This is a genomic window from Mesorhizobium sp. GW821-FHT07A06 (assembly GCF_059419085.1).
Genome location: NZ_JBWKRC010000007.1, coordinates 122,641 through 141,074, shown reverse-complemented (window position 1 = coordinate 141,074; position 18,434 = coordinate 122,641). Strand labels below are relative to the sequence as shown.

The following is an 18,434-nucleotide window of genomic DNA, read 5'->3' as shown; positions in this document are numbered from 1 at the left end:
GACACGTCCGTGTCGAACCAAGCTGTCGCCGTGCCGCGCAAGACGCGAGGGCCCTGGGCCGTCGCGTTCGCGAAGCTGGCAAGGGACAGGGCCGCGATGGCGTCCCTGGCCGTGTTCCTCCTCATCGTCCTTGCCTGCCTCAGTGCGCCTCTCTACGCGCAATGGGCCGGCGTGGACCCATTCGCCTCGACGCTCGACGCCGTCATCCAGATCGACGGCACCGACGTCCCGGTGATGGAACAATCGACCGAGGGGCTCGGGCTCGGCTACACGCCCCTCGGTCCAACCTGGCGGCTCGGCAATTATTTCCTCGGCGCCGACAGCCAGGGGCGCGATGTCATGGCCCGGATGCTCTATGGCGGGCTGAGCTCGCTGCTGATCTCCGGGGCGGCCACCATCTTCACGCTGATCATCGGCACGGCGGCGGGATTGGTAGCCGGCTATTTCGGCGGCGTCACCGACACGGTGCTGTCGCGCTTGCTGGATGTCCTGTGGGCGTTTCCGATCTACCTGCTGGCGATTTCGCTTTCCATCGTCACCATCGCGCAAGGGATCAGGATCGGGCCGATAGATATCGAGTCCGGCAGCCTGTGGCTGCCGGTCATCATCATCGGCATCGTCTACGTGCCCTATGTGGCTCGACCGATACGCGGTCAGGTCCTGTCGCTGCGCCACAGCGAGTTCGTGCTCGCCGCGATCAATCTGGGCGTGCCGGGATGGCGCATCCTGTGGCGCGATATCCTGCCCAACATTACAACCACGCTCATCGTTTTCGTGCCGCTGATGATGGCGTTGAACATGTTGACGGAATCGGCGCTCTCCTTCCTGTCGATCGGCGTGCAGCCGCCGGCTGCGAGCTGGGGCACCATCATCCAGGACGGACAGGCGCTGCTTTACACCAGGCCGCTGGTGGCGCTGGTTCCGGGCCTGGCGATCGCGGTTTCGGTCATGGCGCTCAATGTCTTCGGCGACGGGCTGCGCGACGCGCTCGATCCGCGCTCCAAGGTTCGGCTGGGGCGCGACTGATGATCTACGCCATCCTGCGCCGTTTCGGTCAGATGCTGTTCGTCATGTTCGGCATCTCGGTCATTGTCTTCCTGATCTTTTTCGCGACGCCGGGCGCCGACCCGGCCGCGCGCATCGCCGGCCGCAATGCGTCGCCCGAAGTGCTGGAGGCGGTGCGCCACAGTTTTGGCTTCGACCGGCCACTCTACGTGCAATATGTGAAAATGATGGAGAAGATCTTCGTCACCGGCGACCTGACCTCGTTCGTCAACCGTGGCTGGAAGGTGGTGCCGGCGGTCATGGATTCCATTCCGGTCACACTCTCGCTGGTGTTCGGGGCTGCGGTCCTGTGGGTGGTTGTCTCCATCATCATCGGCATCGTCGCCGCCGCCACCCGCGACAGCTGGCTGGACAAGCTTCTGATGGCGCTGGGGCTGCTCGGCATCTCCATGCCGGTCTACTGGCTGGGCGAGGTGATGAACCTGATCACCCAGAGCCGTTACCATGACAGTTGGGCGTTCTCCTGGGTGCCGCCGCTCGGCTACAAGAATTTCTCCGACGATCCGAAGGGCTGGTTCCTGACGCTGATCATTCCATGGATCACGCTGGCCATCCTCTACATCGGCATCTATGGACGCGTGCTGCGTGCGGCGATCATCGAATCCCTGCAGGAAGACTATATCCGCACGGCCCGGGCCAAGGGGCTGTCGGAGACCCGTATCCTGTTGCGCCATGCCTTGCGCACGTCGCTCATTGCCTTCGTCACCTTGTTCGGTCTCGACTTCGGCGCACTGGTGGGAGGTTCGGCGTTGCTGACCGAGGTGGTGTTCGGGCTGCACGGTATCGGCAAGCTCACCTATGACGCGCTGCAGAACCTCGATCTGCCGATGATCATGGCAACGGTGATGTATGCTTCCATGTTCGTGGTGATCGCCAACGCGGTCGTCGATTTCGTCTACATCCTTCTCGATCCGCGCCTGAGGACATCATGATACTGTCGGTGCGCGACCTCAAAGTATCCTTCCGTACCAATGACGGCCTGGTGCGGGCGATCGATGGCGTTTCCTTCGACCTCGCGGAAAGCGAGATCCTCGGTGTCGTCGGCGAGTCCGGGTCCGGCAAGACGGTATCGCTGCTGGCCGTGATGGGCCTCATCACCGATCCCAATGCCACCATCGAAGGCTCGATCCGCTACAAGGGACGCGAGTTGGTGGGGCTGCCCGCGCGCGAACTGAGACGCCTGCGCGGCAATGAGATCGCGATGATCTTCCAGGATCCAATGACGGCGCTGACGCCTGTCTACACGATTGGCTGGCAGATCGCCGAACAGATCCGCGCGCATCGCACCATCAGCAAGGCCAAGGCGATGGAGCGCGTGGAAGAACTGCTGGCCGAGGTGAATTTTCCCAACCCGCACGAGGCGATGTCGCGCTACCCGCATCAGCTTTCGGGCGGCATGCGGCAGCGGGCGGTGATTGCAATGGCCTTGTCCTGCAATCCGGCACTGCTGGTGGCGGACGAGCCGACCACGGCGCTCGACGTCACGGTGCAGGCCGGCATTCTCGACCTGGTGCGCAAGCTGCGCGCGACCCACAAATCAGCGGTCGTCTTCATCACGCACGACATGGGCGTGGTCTCCGAACTTGCCGACCGGGTGATGGTCATGTATGCGGGCCGCGTGGTTGAACGCGGCAGTCGGATGGAGCTGTTTTCCAACCCGCGACACCCCTATACGCGGGCGCTGCTCGGTTCGATCCCGCCGCTGACCGGCGACAAGCCGCGCCGCCTGCCGGCCATCCCCGGCTCGCCGCCATCGCTGCTTCGATTGCCGCAGGGCTGTGCGTTCGGCCCGCGTTGCCCGGTGCATTACGAGCCCTGCGTGACCGGCAAGCCCGACCTTGGGGCGGGTACCCACGCCGCGGCATGCTTTCGGGTGGCACAGGCATGAGCGGACCCATGACCGACAAGGATCGCCCGATTCTCGAGACGCGTTCGCTGGGAAAGCGTTTTTCGATCGGCTCCCGCTTTTCCGCCGAAGGCAGGCGAACCGTGCATGCGGTCGACAATGTTTCGCTGAGCGTGCGGCGCGGCGAGACGGTCGGGCTGGTCGGCGAGTCCGGGTGCGGCAAGTCCACTCTGGCGCGCTGCCTGGTGAGGCTCTACGACATTACGGACGGCAAGCTTCTCTTCGAAGGCGACGACATCACCACAAAATCGCTGTCAGAACTGAGGCCGCTGCGGCGCCGCCTGCAAATGGTCTTCCAGGATCCGTCTGCCTCGCTCAATCCACGCCGGCGTGTCGGAGACCTGGTGGCCGAGCCTTTGCGCATCCATGGCAAGCTTTCGTCACGCGAGATCACCGCGCGCGTCGCGGAACTGTTCGAACTCGTCGGGCTGTTGCCGGATCATGTCATGCGGTATCCGCACGAATTCTCGGGCGGGCAGCGCCAGCGCGTCGGTATCGCGCGGGCCATCGCGTTGAACCCCGATCTTGTCGTGCTGGACGAGCCGGTCTCCGCGCTCGACGTGTCGGTGCAGGCGCAGATCGTGAACCTGCTCGCCGACCTGCAGGAGAAGCTCAACCTAACCTACATCTTCATCGCCCACGATCTCTCGGTGGTGCGCCAGGTGTCGACCCGCATTGCCGTGATGTATCTCGGCTCGATCGTCGAGGAAGGGCCGGCGGAGGAGGTGTTCGCGGCCCCGGCCCACCCTTACAGCCAGGCGCTGATCTCGGCAGTCCCCGTGGTCGAGACAACGCCGAGTGGGACGCGCAAGCGCATTATCCTCACCGGCGATGTGCCGAGCCCGCTCAAGCCGCCATCCGGCTGCCGTTTCCACCCTCGATGCCCGATCGCGGCCGAGCGCTGCCGCACGGAGCGGCCGGAGCTGAGGGAGTATCGGCCCGGCCGGAAAGTTGCCTGCCACTTCCCGACGGTGTAGCCGAGCCGTCATCCTCGTATCGGCGATCGCATTCGGCCAAAAGATTTTTAAAGATTCCGTTTTTTGCGTGGAACCGACGGCGAGGCGGGGCGTTACATTTGGTTCGATCGGGCGCATCGCGATCGACCGGGAGGAAACGATGGACTACCTGCATTTCTTTTCGCCCGTGCGGATCTCGCGCGGGCAGGGGCACCCTGTAGAAGAAGTGGATAGTGTCGCCGAGGCGATGGTTTTCTTGCGTAAGTGGCCAACGGGACGACGTGGACCTGTGTATCAGTGCGCGCTGAATTGCTGCTCGGCCGCCCTGTCGGGGCAAATGTCGGCTGAAGAGGCGAGGAAGGCATTCACGGGCTTTGCCCGGATCACGCGGCTTCTAGACGATGACATGGCGTTGCCTGTCGCCGGCGAAACCATGGCAAGCGTATACGCGCTGCGGCGATAGACGCGTCGGACTGCTGGACGTCATTGCTGAACGTCATGGGCCGAGCCCATAGCGGCGGTTTATCTGTATGCTCAAGCGACGGAATAACGGTCGATCACCCAGAGCCACAAACCGTCGCTTTGCCGCCGTCCAACTTCGCCGGTTAAGTCCCCATCGGGAAGACGGGTTGAGGTGGCTGCCGTTCGTCGGCTCATGAGATTAGTAGGCGGCGAGGCCAGACCATGCCCAGTTCTTCTCAGGCAAAAACTGCGCAGAGGTTCAGCCTCATCGTTCGAGGCAGATCGCCACGCCCTGGCCGCCGCCGATGCAGAGTGAGGCCAGGCCTTTGCGGGCGTTGCACCTCGTCATCTCGTGGAGCAGCGTCACCACGATGCGGCAGCCGGATCCGGCCAGCGGATGGCCGAGAGCGATGGCGCCGCCACTGATGTTGATGATCTCCTCGTTCCAGCCCATCTCGCGATTGACCGCGATCGCCTGCGCGGCGAAGGCTTCGTTGATCTCCATGACGTCGAGGTCGGACGTCCGCCAGCCGGCCTTCTGCAGCGCAAGGCGTGACGCCGCGACGGGGCCCAGCCCCATATCCATCGGCTCGACACCCGCCGAGGCATAGGACGCGATGCGGGCGAGGGGCTTTAGCCCGAGTTCGTTCATCCGTGTCTCCGCCATCACCAGCACGGCGGCGGCACCATCGTTGAGGCCGGAGGAGTTGCCGGCCGTGATTGTCCCCTCTAGCTCGAAGACCGGCTTAAGCCGGCCAAGCCCTTCGAGGGTGGTCGAGGGGTTTGGATGCTCGTCGCGGTCGACGACGACATCGCCTTGCCTGGTCTTTACGGAGACTGGCACAATCTCATCGTCGAACCTTGCCGAACGGATGGCGGCGTCGGCTTTCTCCTGTGAACGCAGCGCGAAGCGGTCCTGCTCATCGCGCGTGATCTGGTAGCGCCGCGCCAGCGACTCGACCGTGACGCCCATATGGACCTGATGGAAGGCGTCCCACAGCCCGTCGGTTACCATCGAATCCTTGACGACCCGGTCGCCCATGCGCACGCCGCCGCGAACGCCTGGAATGAAGTGCGGCGCCGATGTCATCGAATCCTGTCCGCCGGCAATCACGCAATCGGCGTCGCCGCAGCGAATTGCCTGCGCGGCGAGATGGATCGACTTCTGGCCGGCGCCACACACCTTGTTGACCGTCATGGCGGGGACGTTAACCGGCAGGCCGGCCTTGAGCGATGCCTGTCTTGCCGGGTTCTGCCCGGCGCCGCCGGTCAGCACCTGGCCCATGATCACTTCGCTGACGGCTCTTGGCGCAAGCCCGGTTCCGGCCAGCATCGCCTGAATGAGCTGCCCGCCCAATTCCGCCGCCGAGAGGCTGGCGAGCGCGCCATTCAGCTTGCCGATCGGCGTGCGTTTGGCCGCGACGATATACACCGCATCCTGCAATTTCCTGTCCTCCATTTTGTGCGGCACAGAAGGCTGTGTACGCCGCTTGACATTCTGGTTATAACCAATAATCTGAAAGCAACATGCAGACAAGATGATGGCTTCGTGCCGGCCTGCATTCCGGGAGGAAATTCATGTCATCCGTGCTTTGGGCGCCGGCGCCGGCCGCGTTCGAATCGTCCAATCTTGCGCGCTTTTGCCGGGCCAACGGCTTCGACCCGCGCGACTACGAAACGCTGCATCGCTGGTCGGTCAGCGACCCCGGCGCGTTCTGGCGGGCGGTGTGGGACTTTGGCCGCGTGATCGGCGATCCCGGCGCGATCTCTTTCCTGCGCGACGGTCAGGCGCCGATGACGCAGAGCCGATTCTTCCCCGACGCATCACTCAATCTCGCGGAAAACCTGCTGCGGGGCGACGGTGATCGGGCCGCGATCATCGAGGCCGACGAGAGCGGCCATTTCCGCACCTTCACCCTTGGCGAGCTGCGCCGGCGCGTCGCCAGGACGGCGCAAGGCCTGCGCGCGGCCGGCGTGGCGAGGGGCGACAGCGTCGGCGGCATCCTGCCCAACCGTGTCGAAGGTCTCGTGGCGCTGCTGGCGACGCTGTCGATCGGCGCTGTCTGGTCGTCCTGCTCTCCGGATTTCGGCGCCGCGGCGATCGTCGACCGCCTCGGCCAGATCGGCGTCAAGGTGCTGTTTGCCGCGCCGCGCTATCATTACGCGGGCAAGGAACACGACATCTCCGAGCGGTTGGCCGAGATCGTCGTCGCGATGCCGACTGTGACCACGCTGGTGTTGACCGGTGAGCCGGGCGCTAAGCCCGACTGCACGGCGGCCTGTCTCGACTTCGACGATTTCGGCAGCGACGGTACGCTCGCCTTTGAACGCGTGCCCTTCGACCATCCGGCCTATGTGCTCTACACCTCGGGTACCACGGGTGCGCCGAAGGCGATCGTCCACCGCACCGGCGGCGTGCTGCTCCAGCATCTGAAGGAGCATCTGCTGCATGGCGATGTCCGCCCCGGCGACGTGATGAGCTGGTACACCAACACGGCCTGGATGATGTATCACTGGCTGATCTCGGGCCTCGCCTGCGGCGCGACCGTGGTGCTCTATGACGGCGCACCGATCCTGAAGACCGCCGAGGGCCTCGACCCCAGTCCGCTGTGGACAATGGCGGAGCGTGCACGCGTCACGCATTTCGGCACCAGCCCGAAATATCTGGCGACGCTGGCCGCCGAAGGCTACGCGCCGGGACGTCTGCACGACCTGTCCTCGCTACGCTCCTTGCTCTCGGCCGGTGCGCCGGTCTCGCCCGGCCAGTTCGACTGGGTCTACGCGCAGGTGAAGCAGGACATGATCTTTGCCTCGATCTCGGGCGGCACCGAGATCATCGGCTGTTTCCTGCTCGGTTCGCCGATCCATCCGGTTCGCCGTGGCGAACTGACTGTGAAGGGGCTGGGCCTTGCGGTGGCTGTCATGGACGAGCGCAACGCGCCGGTCATCGGCCGGCAAGGCGATCTGGTCTGCACCGAACCGTTCCCGTCCATGCCGCTGACCTTCTGGGGCAAGGAAGGCGACACGCGCTACCACGCCACCTATTTCGCGGCACGCCCGGAAATCTGGACGCATGGCGATGTCGCGGAGATGACCGCGCATGGCTCGGGGATCATCCATGGCCGATCGGACACGACGCTGAAGCCCGGCGGCGTGCGCATCGGCACGGCCGAGATCTATGCCGCCTGCGAGACCTTCGCCGAGATCGAAGATTGCCTGGTGTTCGGCGCGCCGGTCGAAGGCGACGAAGAGATCGTGCTTTGCGTCAAGCTGAACACGGGTCTTGGCCTCACGCCCGAGCTTGCCGCGCGGATCCGCCGCGCCATCCGCGAGGGCGCATCGCCGCGTCACGTCCCGCATCGCATCCATGCGGTGCAGGCCGTGCCTTACACGCTCAATGGCAAGCGAGTGGAAGGGGCCGCCCGCACCACGCTCGAAGGCAAGCCGGTGAAAAACATAGCTTCGCTCGCCAATCCCGCATGCCTCGAGGAATACCGTGCGCTCGACAGGAGCAAGGCGGCATGAGCCGGGCCAAGGGAGCGATCGTCGGCATCGGCGAGTTGAAACCGCAGCGCCTGACCAGCGGCGTGACGACGCTGGAGATGATCGCCGAGGTCTCGCGCCTGGCAGTGTTCGATGCCGGGCTGGAGCCGGCTGCGATCGATGGGCTGCTGGTCGGGCCGCAGGTCGGCGAGACGCCGCAGCATGTTCCGGCAACGATCGCCGAATATCTCGGCCTGGCGCCGACCATGGCCAATGTCGTCGACCTGGGCGGCGCTTCGGGAGCAGGGATGGTCTGGCGCGCGGCTGCGGCGATCGAGGCCGGCATGTGCGAGACAGTGCTGTGCGTGCTCGCCAACAACCGCGAGGCGGCGGCACCCCGCTCGCCCAACCGCAATCCGATCCGCGAGTTCGACGTGCCGTTCGGCGCCTCGGGCGCCAACATCTCCTATGCGCTGCTGATGCAGGCGCATATGGCAGAGCATGGCTCGACCGCCAGGGATTTCGCGCTGATCGCCGCCGCGGCGCGCGCCAATGCGCAGCTCAACCCCGACGCCATCTTCTTCGGCAAGCCGGCGGATGTGGACGCCGTGCTGGCGTCGCCGATGGTCGCCTCGCCATTGCATCTATACGAGATCGTCATGCCGGTCGCCGGCGGCGAGGCGGTGATCGTCACCTCGGCCGAACGTGCGCGCACGCTGCCCGGGAGACCCGTGCATCTGCTCGGCGCCGGCGAGAAGGTCACGCATCGCGCGGTCAGCCAGGCGCCCAGTCTCACCTCCGGTCCGCTGAAGAGCGCCATGGCCCGGGCCTTCGCGCAGTCCGGCACCGACGCCAATCAGATGAATCTTCTCTCGCTCTACGACTGCTACACGATCATGGTCGCCACGACGATCGAGGATGCCGGCCTCTGCGCCCCCGGCCAGTTCGGCGCGTGGCTGCGCGACCATAATCTTTCGCACCAAGGCGACAAGCCGCTCAACACCCACGGCGGTCAGCTCGGCTTCGGCCAGCCGGATCTTGCCGGCGGCATGACGCATGTCGTCGAGGCGGTGCGCCAATTGCGCGGCAAGGCGGGCGAGCGCCAGATCGACAAGGCCGAGCTGGCACTGGTCACCGGGAACGGCGCGACGATGAGCGAGGCGACCGCGCTCGTGCTGGGAGCCGCCTGATGTCCGTCGATCTCAACACATTGAAAACCCCCGCTCCGACGATCACCGCGCTGACCCAGCCATTCTGGGACGCGGCGGCGCAAGGGCGGCTGAAAATCCAGCACTGCGAGGACTGCGGCAAGGCGGTGTTCTACCCGCGCCCGATGTGCCCGCCTTGTTGGAGCAAGCGCCTCGTCTGGAAGGAGGCGTCGGGCAGGGGCCAGCTGAAATCCTTTTCCCTAGTACACAAGCCGGGGCATCCCGGCTGGCTGCCGGTGGCACCTTATGTGGTTGGGCTGGTCGAACTGGCCGAGGGCCCGACCATGCTGAGTTTCATCTTGCCGGGCATGCGATCGCCTGGGGTTGGGGACGCGCTCTTGCTCGCGCCGACAGCCATAGGCGGCCGTGTCCTGCCGGCCTTCAAACCAGTCGAAACCGCAACAGAGGAGAAGCCGAAATGAGCACCGAGACGAAAGACGGCTGGGCAGGCGTGGTGAAGGGCCGTCCGCAGGTCGGCGCCTTTGCCGAACGCACGCGCCGCACGCGCATCAGCGACATCGAAGCCTTCACCGACATCACCGGCGACCGCAATCCGCTGCACTATGACCGCGCGCTGGCCGAGAAATCGGTGTTCGGCAAGCTGATCGTCCAAGGCGGCGTCACCTCGGGCATCCTCAATGCGCTGGTCGCCGAGGATCTGCCGGGACCCGGCACGGTGTTCCTCGAGGTCGCCTGGAAGTTCGTCAAGGCGGTTGGCGTCGACGAGGAGATCACCGGACGGGTCGAGGTCAAGGAGGTCCGCCCCGACAAGCCGATCTGCAAGATCGAGACCAGCGTGCGCAACGGCCAGGGCGAGCTTTGTCTCACCGGCACGGCGACGGTGTTCACCGTGCCGCTGCAAGGCGTATGAACACGGTGGGCGACAGCCGGCTTGGCGTGGCGGCCGACCGCGAACGCTGGCGCGTTCTGTCGCTGCTTTGCCTGGCGGTCGTCCTGTCGCTGACCACCTGGTTTTCGGCGACCGCCATCCTGCCCGAGCTGAAGCAGGAGCTTGCGCTCGGCCCTGGCGCCGAGGCCTGGTTGACCAATGGCGTTCAGGTCGGCTTCGTGATCGGCGCGCTGGCGGCGAGCCTGGTCAACCTTCCCGACCTGGTGCGGCTCGGTCGTCTCATGGCGGCGGCGGCAATGGTTGCCGCGCTCGCCAACGCCAGCCTGCTGTTCCACCCCGATCCGGGCGGCGCCATCGCCGCGCGCATCGTTACCGGCGCGGCACTCGCCGGCGTCTATCCCCCGGCCCTGAAGCTTGTCGCGACCTGGTTCACGCGCGACAGGGGACTGGCGCTCGGCGCGGTCATCGGCGCGCTGACCATCGGCTCGGCGCTGCCGCATCTCTTCCGCGCCGCCTCAAGCGCGCTCGACTGGCGGCCGGTGGTCGCCGCCGCCAGCCTGGCGACGGCCATCGGCGCGCTGCTGTTCCTGCTGTTTGCCAAGGAAGGGCCCTATCCCTTCGGCAAGGCGGTGTTCGAGCCGGCGCGCATCGGCCAGGTGTTTCGTGAAAAGCCGCTGCTGCTGGCCAATCTCGGCTATCTCGGCCATATGTGGGAACTCTACGCCATGTGGGCGTGGCTGCTTGCTTACACGCGCGCCGCTTTCGAAGCGCAGGCGATCGGAACAGCCGCCGCCGCTTCGCTGTCGACCTTCTTCGTCGTCGCCTCCGGCATGCTCGGCTGCCTGCTCGGCGGCTATCTGTCGGACCGCATCGGCCGAACGGCGACCACAGCCGGCATGATGATCGTCTCGGGAAGCTGCGCCCTGCTGATGGGGTTTCTGTTCACCGGGCCGCCTTGGCTGTTCATGCTGGTGGCCGTCGTCTGGGGCATTTCGGTGATAGGTGATTCCGCGCAGTTCTCCGCCGCCATCACCGAGCTTGCCGACCGCCGCTTTGTCGGCACGGCGCTCTCGGTGCAACTCGGCGCCGGTTTCGCGCTGACAGTGCTCGCCATCTGGCTGACACCGCACTTTGCCGACCTCATCGGCGGCTGGCGCTGGGCCTTCCTGCTGCTCGTTCCCGGGCCGCTTCTCGGGGCCGCGGCCATGCTGTGGTTGCGAAACTTGCCGGAGAGCGTGAATATGGCTGGCGGCCTCCGTTAGGGAGGATGCTGCCGCTCCTTGAGTCGCGGCAAATGATTTTGCGGCGGGACCGAATGGAACAAACGACCAGAATGCGTGGGCGTCCTCGCTACGACCAGGAAGATGCCGGAGCCGCCGAGGCGTTCCGCTCGATCGGCTCCAAGGTCGAGCTCAACCGCGACGAGGCGGCACCGCTGTGGGTGCAATTGCGCAACCAGGTCGAGGAAGCCATCAACACCGGCCTGCTGGCGGCCAATTCGCGCATCCCTTCCGAGCAGGCCCTGTGCGATTTCTTCGGCGTCTCGCGTCCGGTCGTGCGCGCCGCGATCGGCTCGCTATCCAGCGAGGGCCGCATCATCAAGATGCCGCGCAAGGGCATGTTCGTCGCCGCACCGCGCGAGCATGTCGACTTCATGACGGCCAATCTCGGCGTGTTCGACGACCTGACGGCGAAAGGCCACAAGGTCTCGACGCGCACGCTCGAAATCTACCGCTGCCCGCCGAACGAGAAGGAATCCAGCGTCTTCGGCATTCCCGCCAATGGCAGCGTGGTCCGCATCAGCCGCGTCTACATGACCGACGGCGCGCCGATCACCATGACGCGCATCAGCCTGCCGGGGCACCGGGTGCCCGGTCTCGAAAACATCCTGTCGGAGAACCAGTCGATTTTCGGCACCATCCGCGCGGTGTTCGGCCTGACGGTGAAGCGCGCCGACCGCTGGCTGCGCGCGGCCTTGCCCACCAAGGAAGAGGCCGAGCAGATGGGCGTTGCCGCCAACACCCCGCTGATCGAGATCGAGTCGATTGCCTATGACGCGGATGGCGCGGCGCTCGAATATTACGAGGCCTTCTACAACTCTTCCGTCGCCCGCATCCACATGGCGGTCGAGCAGCCGTCGGCGACGGTGAACGGTGTCGATCGCACCTGAATCACGCCCATGAAAAAGAATCCGTTTTCTGGTTATAACCAGATTGACGGACCCGGGAAGCTTCTGTAACGTCCTTGTCGTGGGGCCGGGAGGAGCCTGACCCTGGAGGCATTATCAGGATCGATCGGCTTGCGACGCCGCCTTGGCGGCGAGGGGAAGATTTTGCCCGCGTGCAAGCCTGGTCCGATGGAGGATTTGCGTGGATTACCGGTCGCAATTCGACCTGACGGGCGAGGTTGCCGTCGTCACCGGCGGCGCCAGCGGCATCGGCTTGGAAGCCGCCAAGGCGCTTGGTACTTGCGGCGCGCGCATCGTCCTTCTCGACATGAATACGCAAGGGCTGAAAGCCGCCGCCGACGAACTCATGGCGGCCGGTGTCGCCAGCGTCGACGGCCGCGTGCTGGACGTCACCGATCCGCAAGCCGTCGAAGCGATGGCCGCTCGAATCGTCAGCGATTTCGGCCAGGTCGACATACTGGTCAACAGCGCCGGCATCGCCCGCCTCAACGCCGCGCTCGACACATCGGACGAAGAATGGCGCCTGGTGATGGACGTCAACGTCAACGGCGTCTACTGGGTCTCGCGCGCCTTCGGCCGCTCGATGGTCGCACGCAACAAGGGCTCGATCGTCAATCTCGGTTCGATGTCGGGCCTGATCATCAACCGTCCGCAGACCGCGCCCTCCTACATGGTGAGCAAGGGCGCCGTGCACATGATGACCAAGGCGCTGGCCGTCGAATGGGCGAAATCGGGCGTTCGCGTCAACGCCCTGGCGCCGGGCTATGTCGGCACCGAGATGACGCTGAAAATGCGCGAGCGCCCGGAACTCTTCAACACCTGGATCGACATGACGCCGATGGGCCGGCTCGGCGAGCCGCACGAGATCGCCTCGGCGATCCTGTTTCTCGCCTCGCCTGCGTCGAGCTACGTCACTGGCGCGATCCTGTCGATCGATGGCGGCTACACGGCCTGGTGACGGGCCGAGCAAGGATTGGAATATCGCATGACCGTTTCGGACCTAGAGGCACGCCAGGCAATCATCGATGCCTGCCTCAAGATGAACGCGCTGGGCATCAACCAGGGCACCTCAGGCAATGTCAGCCGACGCCATGGCGAGGGCATGCTGATCTCGCCGACCAGCACGCCTTACGAGACGCTGGTGCCCGAGGACATCGTCTTCATGGCCTGGGACGGCGAGGTCGACGGGCGCCTGCCGCCGTCGAGCGAATGGCGTTTCCATCTCGACATCATGAAGGCGCGGCCCGAGGTCAACGCGGTCGTCCATGCGCATCCAACCTTTTGCACGACCATCGCCATCATGGGCAGGAAGATACCGGCGATCCATTACATGGTGGCGGTCGCCGGCGGCAGCGACATTCGCTGCGCCCCTTACGCCACCTTCGGCACGGCCGAGCTTTCGGCGCATGCGGTGGAGGCGCTGCGCGACCGCAAGGCCTGCCTGCTCGCACAGCACGGCATGATCGCGGTCGGTTCCAGCCTCAGCCAGGCGATGTGGCTGGCGGTGGAGGTGGAAACGCTGGCGCGGCAGTATCACGGCGCCCTGCAGATCGGCGAGCCGCCGATCCTGTCCGAGGAGGAGATCGAAAACGTCATCAAGCGCATGGCCAGCTACGGCCTGCGCGACAAGGAGGCTGCTGCCTGAGCGGCGGCCATCTGGCACAATCCTTCGGGAAGGCCCGGAGCGATCAACAAGGGAGGAAATGAAATGACCGGATCCATGAAAGGCCTCGTCAAGGCGCTCGCTTTGGGATTGGCGGCGGCTTGCAGCCTGGCCGCCATCTCGGGCGCGAGTGCCGAGGAACTGTCGCTCAAGGGCAAGCGCATCGGCGTCTCCGCCATCGGAACGGATCACTATTGGGACCTGATGGCGTTCCGCGGCATCCAGGACCGCGTGAAGGAGCTCGGCGGCGAAGTGATCGCGCTCGACGCCGGCCGCAAGGACCAGCAGCAGATCGCGCAGTTGCAGACGCTCATCGCTCAGAAGCCCGACGCCATCATCGAGCAGCTCGGCAATCTGGAAGTGCTGAACCCGTGGCTGCAGAAGATCCGCGATGCCGGCATCCCGCTGTTCACGGTCGACACCGCGACGCCGCACGCCATCAACAACACCACGTCCAACAACTACAACATCGGCGCCGAGATCGCGCTGCAGATGGTCGCCGACATGGGCGGCAAGGGCAATGTGCTGGTCTTCAACGGCTTCTACAGCGTGCCGGTCTGCAAGATCCGCTACGACCAGCTGAAATATGTGCTGACCTCGTTCCCCGATGTGAAGATCGTCGAGCCGGAACTGCGCGACGTCATCCCGAACACCGTGCAGAGCGCCTATTCCAACGTCACCGATATGCTGACCAAGTCGCCCGAGAAGGGCTCGATCGGCGCGGTGTGGGCCTGCTGGGACGTACCGCAGATCGGCGCCACGCAGGCGGTGGAGGCCGCCGGCCGTAACGAGGTCAAGACCTACGGCATCGACGGCAGCCCGGAAGTCATCAAGATGGTGATGGATCCGAAGTCGTCGGCAGGCGCGGTGGCCGCGCAGCAGCCCTATGAGATCGGCAAGACATCGGTTGACAATGCCGCCAAATATCTTGCCGGCCAGAAGGTTGCGCCCTTCACCTTCGTACCGGCGGTGCTGATCAACAAGGAAAATGCCGCCGAAAAAGGAAAGCCGTTCCTCGACGCCGCCGAAAAAGCAGGCGTTAAATAGGCGGAACGAAACGGCGGGCAGCCATCTCCAGGGAAATGGCCGCCCGCCACCATCAACCAGGATTGACGGCCATGCAGACAGCAAAGCGTGAAATTGCTGTATCGATGACGGACATATCGAAGCGGTTCGGTCCAGTGCGGGCGCTGGAGAACGCGAACCTCGAGATCGCGCGCGGCTCGATCCTCGGCCTTGTCGGCCAGAACGGCGCCGGCAAGTCGACGATCATCAAGGTGCTGGCCGGCATCATCCGACCGGACAGCGGCACCATCGTCATCAATGGCGAGACCGTGACCTCGCTGTCGCCGGCAGCGGTGGAAAAGCTCGGCGTGCATTTCATCCATCAGGACAGGCTGCTGGTGCCGACCGCGACTGTCGGCGAGGCGGTGTTCCTCGGCCATGAAATCGGTCTCGGCCCGTTCGTCAGCCGCCGCGCCATGGAGCGCAAGGCGGCCGATCTGTTGAAGCGCTTCTTCGGCATGGAATTGCCGGCGGGAACCCTGGTCAAGGACCTGACCACGGCACAGCAGAAAGTGGTGCAGATCACGCGGGCGCTGGCGCAGAAAGCGTCCGTGCTGGTGCTCGACGAGCCGACCGCGGCGCTGGTCAAACGCGAGGTCGACAGCCTGTTCGATGTGCTGCGCCGACTGCGCGACGACGGCATCGCCGTGGTCTTCATTTCCCACTACATGCAGGAAATCGAAAAGCTGTGTGACCGCGTCACCGTGATGCGCAACGGCACCGATGTCGGTACGGTCGATCCGCGTGAGACATCGATCGACGAGATCATATCGATGATGATCGCCCGCGATGTCGGCGAGATGTTTCCCAAGCGTTCGGTCACGCTGGGCGCGCCGGTGCTCGAAGTCGCCAATCTGCGGCTCGGCGGCAGCTTCGAAAACATCGGCTTCAACATTCGCGCCGGCGAGATCGTCGGCCTCACGGGCCTGCTCGGCTCGGGCGCCAAGGAAATCGTGCAGTGTCTGTTCGGCCTCAAGACCGCCGATGGCGGCCAGGTCAAGGTCGAGGGCAAGCAGCTGTCGCTGTCGACGCCGGTCAAGGCCGTGCGTGACGGCATCGCCATGCTGCCGGAGGATCGTCGCGCGCACGGCGTGGCGCTCGGCCTGTCGGTGCGCGAGAACATTTCGCTGGCGAGCCTGCGCCGTTATTCCAGAAGCGGACTGGTCAGCCGCAACAGTGAGAACCAGGCGGTCGACGGACTGATCAAGGAATTGTCGATCAAGACGCCGCATCGCGACGCGCTGGTGCGCGAACTCTCCGGCGGCAACCAGCAGAAGGTGGCGATCGCCAAATGGTTGAGCTGCCGGTCGCGGGTCTATGTGCTGGACGAGCCCACGGTGGCCGTCGATGTCGGCGCCAAGGTCGAGATCTACAATCTATTGAACCGGCTGGCGGGCGAGGGGGCGGCGATCCTGCTTCTGTCGTCGGACCTGCTCGAACTGGTCGGCGTCTGCGACCGGGTGCTGGTCGTCTATCGCGGCCGGCTGGCCGGTACCTTCTCCGGTGCGGCGATGAACAGCGATGCGTTGCTCGCGGCGTCATCGGGCGCGCGCTCCAACGCTGACGGGGTGGCAGCATGAGCGCGACAACTGTCCACGCCCAAGCCGACGTGTCCGACCAAACCAGCGCCACGGGCAAAAGTGCCGGACGGCGCTTCGCCACCCTCGTCGTGCGGCTCGGCGCGATTGCCGCCTTCGCCGCGATCATGGCCTATTTCGTCGTCTTTGCGCCGGGCTTCACATCGACCTTCAACCTGATCAACGTCGTCGAGCAGTCGGCGATCCTGGGTGTGCTCGCCTATGGCATGACTTCCGTCATCATCGGCGGCGGCTCCGATGTCACCGAAGGCGGCATCGACCTGTCGATCGCCGCCAATATGGGGCTGTGCGCCGCCGTCTACGCCACGCTGCTGTCGATGGGCTATGGCGACGTCCTTTCGGCGCTGGCGGCCATCGCCGTCGGCATGGCGGTTGGCGTGCTGAACGCCCTTGCCGTGGTCGGTCTCGGCATCCTGCCGCTGCTGGCGACACTTGCCGTGCTCAACGTAGCCGCCGGCATGGAACTCACGCTCACCCAGAACACGGTCGTCGGCGCATCCTCCCCGCTGCTCGGCTTCCTGGTTTCCGGGGCCTTTCTTGGCATCTCGGCGCTGGCCTGGGCGCTGATCCTGTTCTCCGCCCTCGTCATCGCCATCTTTCACTACACCTCGTTCGGGCTCAGGCTTTACGCGGTTGGTGGCCATCCGGAAGCAGCGCGCGCGGCCGGTCTCAGCGTGCCCTTCTACGTGTCCTTCACCTATGTGCTGAGCGGCTTCTGCGCGGCGGTGGCAAGCGTCCTCACCGTTTCGCGGCTCTCGGCCAGCACGCCCGGTTCCGGCGAACTGCTTTTGTCGGTGCTGGCGGCGGCGTTACTCGGCACCGTCTTTTCCCGCCGCTTCGTTCCGACCATGGGCGGCACGCTGCTCAGCGTGCTGTTCATCGGCCTGCTCGCCAACGGCTTCCAGTTGCTCAACGTCTCCAGCTACTGGGTCAACGGCGTGCAGGGCGCGCTGATCCTGCTGGTGGTGGCCATCACATCCTTTGCCCGCGGCTCGGAGGGTTCACGATGAGCGTCTCGGCAAATGACAGTCCCAAGATGAGCCTGCGCGCCTTCCTTGCCAAATACAGCGTGCTCATCGCCTTCGCGGCGATCGTCATCTTCTTCGCGGTGGCGAGCCCGACCTTCCTGACGCCGGCGAACCTCTTCAACGTGCTGGTCAACAATGTCGTCATGCTGGCGATCGTGGCGCTCGGGCTCACCATCGTCATCTCGTCCGGCGGCATCGATCTTTCCGTCGGCGTGTCCGTTGACATGGCCAGCATGGTCTTCGTGATGCTCTTGGCTGCCGGTTACAGCGGCGTGGTCGGCGTCGGTGGCGGCCTGGGTGCTGCCCTGGTCGTCGGTATCCTCAACGCCATCCTCATCACCAGGCTCAACATCAGCCCGTTTCTGGCAACGCTTGGCGTGCTGTTCATCGGCCAGAGCACACAACAGCTCGCCACCAGCGGCGGCCAGCCAATCTACCTCACCAGCGGCTATGCCAGCGACCAGTTCAACGCCATTGCCCGCACCGCTTTGTTCGGCGTGCCGACGCCGGTGATCGTGCTGGTCGTCTCGGCCATCGCGGTCCACGTCCTGCTGCACCGCTCTGTCTTCGGTCGCTATGTGCAGGCGATGGGCGCGCAGCCGGGCGTCGCCTGGTATTCCGGCATCCGCGTGCCGCGCGAGTTGTCGATGGTGCATGTGCTGTGCGCGCTGCTGGCGGGCGTCACCGGCATCCTGCTGTCGGCAACGGTCAAGTCCTACGTGCCGCTGTCCGGCAACGCCTTCCTGCTCGACGCCATCGGCGCCACCTTCATCGGCACGACGCTGAGCCGCGAGCGCAAGCCTTCGGTGATCGGCACGCTGCTCGGTGTCCTGCTGCTTGCCATCGTCAAGAACGGGCTGCTGCTCGTTGGCTGGAACTTCTACTGGCAGCAGGTCGGCATCGGCGTGTTGGTCTTCCTGGTGCTGGCCGTGAGCTTCGGCCTGCGCCGCGCCACCCATTGA

General features: G+C 65.1%; 18 protein-coding genes. 17 read left to right on the top strand and 1 reads right to left on the bottom strand.

All coding sequences use genetic code 11. The annotated features are described in order from the left end of the window. Positions 1 to 9 precede the first annotated feature (9 nt). The 5 genes from AC07SZ_RS22570 to AC07SZ_RS22550 all read left to right on the top strand — a co-directional run bounded on the left by AC07SZ_RS22570 (position 10) and on the right by AC07SZ_RS22550 (position 4,390). A complete protein-coding gene (locus AC07SZ_RS22570; protein WP_056577094.1) occupies positions 10 to 1,026 on the top strand; it encodes an ABC transporter permease in 1,017 nt (338 codons plus the stop codon). Further along, complete coding sequence (locus AC07SZ_RS22565) at positions 1,026 to 1,997, top strand: ABC transporter permease (RefSeq protein ID WP_056577097.1); 972 nt, start codon at positions 1,026 to 1,028, stop codon at positions 1,995 to 1,997. Before AC07SZ_RS22570 ends, AC07SZ_RS22565 begins: the two co-directional genes overlap by 1 nt. After that, positions 1,994 to 2,953, top strand: coding sequence for an ABC transporter ATP-binding protein (locus AC07SZ_RS22560; protein WP_494915934.1), 960 nt, complete (start codon positions 1,994 to 1,996; stop codon positions 2,951 to 2,953). Before AC07SZ_RS22565 ends, AC07SZ_RS22560 begins: the two co-directional genes overlap by 4 nt. A gap of 8 nt (positions 2,954 to 2,961) precedes the next feature. Then, positions 2,962 to 3,948 (top strand): ABC transporter ATP-binding protein, encoded by a 987-nt coding sequence (locus AC07SZ_RS22555; RefSeq protein ID WP_056577102.1) that lies wholly within the window; start codon positions 2,962 to 2,964, stop codon positions 3,946 to 3,948. Positions 3,949 to 4,087: 139 nt separating this feature from the next. After that, a complete protein-coding gene (locus AC07SZ_RS22550) occupies positions 4,088 to 4,390 on the top strand; it encodes a DUF982 domain-containing protein (protein WP_056577453.1) in 303 nt (100 codons plus the stop codon). 264 nt (positions 4,391 to 4,654) lie between these two features. On the opposite strand, the gene AC07SZ_RS22545 is transcribed toward AC07SZ_RS22550, so the two are convergent. Next, positions 4,655 to 5,833, bottom strand: a complete 1,179-nt coding sequence (locus AC07SZ_RS22545; protein WP_494915932.1) for an acetyl-CoA C-acetyltransferase — start codon at positions 5,831 to 5,833, stop codon at positions 4,655 to 4,657. A gap of 134 nt (positions 5,834 to 5,967) precedes the next feature. Here AC07SZ_RS22545 and AC07SZ_RS22540 point away from each other — a divergent pair, with 134 nt between their 5' ends. The 12 genes from AC07SZ_RS22540 (at position 5,968) to AC07SZ_RS22485 (ending at position 18,434) form a co-directional block, all read left to right on the top strand. After that, on the top strand, positions 5,968 to 7,914 hold the full coding sequence (locus AC07SZ_RS22540; protein ID WP_494915930.1) for an acetoacetate--CoA ligase: 1,947 nt from the start codon (positions 5,968 to 5,970) through the stop codon (positions 7,912 to 7,914). Continuing rightward, on the top strand, positions 7,911 to 9,062 hold the full coding sequence (locus tag AC07SZ_RS22535) for a thiolase family protein (RefSeq protein ID WP_056577108.1): 1,152 nt from the start codon (positions 7,911 to 7,913) through the stop codon (positions 9,060 to 9,062). Before AC07SZ_RS22540 ends, AC07SZ_RS22535 begins: the two co-directional genes overlap by 4 nt. After that, on the top strand, positions 9,062 to 9,502 hold the full coding sequence (locus tag AC07SZ_RS22530; protein WP_494915928.1) for a Zn-ribbon domain-containing OB-fold protein: 441 nt from the start codon (positions 9,062 to 9,064) through the stop codon (positions 9,500 to 9,502). The genes AC07SZ_RS22535 and AC07SZ_RS22530 overlap by 1 nt, the downstream gene beginning before the upstream one ends. Then, positions 9,499 to 9,951 carry a MaoC family dehydratase gene (locus AC07SZ_RS22525; protein WP_056577114.1) on the top strand — a complete coding sequence of 151 codons (453 nt, stop codon included), beginning with the start codon at positions 9,499 to 9,501 and terminating at the stop codon, positions 9,949 to 9,951. The genes AC07SZ_RS22530 and AC07SZ_RS22525 overlap by 4 nt, the downstream gene beginning before the upstream one ends. After that, on the top strand, positions 9,948 to 11,192 hold the full coding sequence (locus AC07SZ_RS22520; RefSeq protein WP_494915926.1) for an MFS transporter: 1,245 nt from the start codon (positions 9,948 to 9,950) through the stop codon (positions 11,190 to 11,192). The genes AC07SZ_RS22525 and AC07SZ_RS22520 overlap by 4 nt, the downstream gene beginning before the upstream one ends. A gap of 71 nt (positions 11,193 to 11,263) precedes the next feature. After that, a complete protein-coding gene (locus AC07SZ_RS22515) occupies positions 11,264 to 12,100 on the top strand; it encodes a GntR family transcriptional regulator (RefSeq protein ID WP_056577120.1) in 837 nt (278 codons plus the stop codon). 199 nt (positions 12,101 to 12,299) lie between these two features. After that, complete coding sequence (locus AC07SZ_RS22510) at positions 12,300 to 13,076, top strand: SDR family NAD(P)-dependent oxidoreductase (RefSeq protein WP_056577123.1); 777 nt, start codon at positions 12,300 to 12,302, stop codon at positions 13,074 to 13,076. Between the two features lie 27 nt (positions 13,077 to 13,103). Beyond that, on the top strand, positions 13,104 to 13,763 hold the full coding sequence (locus AC07SZ_RS22505) for an L-fuculose-phosphate aldolase (protein ID WP_056577127.1): 660 nt from the start codon (positions 13,104 to 13,106) through the stop codon (positions 13,761 to 13,763). A 63-nt stretch (positions 13,764 to 13,826) separates the two neighbouring features. Next, on the top strand, positions 13,827 to 14,828 hold the full coding sequence (locus tag AC07SZ_RS22500) for a sugar ABC transporter substrate-binding protein (protein ID WP_056577130.1): 1,002 nt from the start codon (positions 13,827 to 13,829) through the stop codon (positions 14,826 to 14,828). 71 nt (positions 14,829 to 14,899) lie between these two features. Then, positions 14,900 to 16,426 carry a sugar ABC transporter ATP-binding protein gene (locus AC07SZ_RS22495; protein WP_494915923.1) on the top strand — a complete coding sequence of 509 codons (1,527 nt, stop codon included), beginning with the start codon at positions 14,900 to 14,902 and terminating at the stop codon, positions 16,424 to 16,426. Beyond that, positions 16,423 to 17,454 carry an ABC transporter permease gene (locus AC07SZ_RS22490; protein ID WP_494915921.1) on the top strand — a complete coding sequence of 344 codons (1,032 nt, stop codon included), beginning with the start codon at positions 16,423 to 16,425 and terminating at the stop codon, positions 17,452 to 17,454. Before AC07SZ_RS22495 ends, AC07SZ_RS22490 begins: the two co-directional genes overlap by 4 nt. Then, on the top strand, positions 17,451 to 18,434 hold the full coding sequence (locus AC07SZ_RS22485; RefSeq protein ID WP_056577139.1) for an ABC transporter permease: 984 nt from the start codon (positions 17,451 to 17,453) through the stop codon (positions 18,432 to 18,434). The genes AC07SZ_RS22490 and AC07SZ_RS22485 overlap by 4 nt, the downstream gene beginning before the upstream one ends.